At 69.4% G+C, this 591-nt stretch carries 1 protein-coding gene; it reads left to right on the top strand.

Annotation, left to right across the window (positions count from 1 at the left end; genetic code table 11):
* The coding region (locus C6W91_RS21265) for an HAD-IC family P-type ATPase (RefSeq protein ID WP_370571628.1) at positions 1-591 on the top strand (591 nt) is incomplete at both ends.

The raw sequence follows: 591 nt of genomic DNA, 5'->3' as shown, positions 1-591 counted from the left end.
CGGTGGAGGAACGTTCGGAGCACCCGATCGCCGAAGCCATCGTCCGCGCCGCCCGCGCCGAGGGCGCCCCACGCGCTGAGGCGGGCGATTTCACCTCGGTCACCGGCCACGGCGTGCGCGCCATGGTGGACGGAGCGCAGGTGCTGGTCGGAGCCGACCGGTTCATGACACGCGAAGGCATCGATACGGCGGCGCTGGCGGCGCAGGAGACCGAGCTTGCCAAACGCGGGCGTACCGCGCTCTACGCGGCAGTTGACGGGCGGCTTGCGGCGGTGATCGGCGTGGCCGACCCGGTGAAACCGGCCAGCCGCGCGGCCATCGCTGCGCTGCATGAAAAGGGGCTGAAAGTTGCCATGATCACCGGCGACAAGCGCGAGACAGCCGAAGCCATCGCCCGCGAAACCGGCATCGACCAGGTGATCGCGGGGGTTCTGCCCGACGGCAAGGTCGCGGCGCTCGATGAGTTGCGGCAGGGGCGCCAGATCGCCTTTGTCGGGGATGGCATCAATGACGCGCCTGCGCTTGCCCATGCCGATGTCGGCATCGCCATCGGTACCGGCACGGATGTGGCCATCGAAAGCGCTGATGTGG

The sequence above is a fragment of the Phaeobacter sp. SYSU ZJ3003 genome (genome assembly GCF_041300735.1).
In the GTDB taxonomy this organism is placed as follows: domain Bacteria; phylum Pseudomonadota; class Alphaproteobacteria; order Rhodobacterales; family Rhodobacteraceae; genus Phycobacter; species Phycobacter gallaeciensis_A.
The sequence above is the reverse complement of the archived record's forward strand: the minus strand, read 5'-3'. Positions and strand labels throughout refer to the sequence as shown.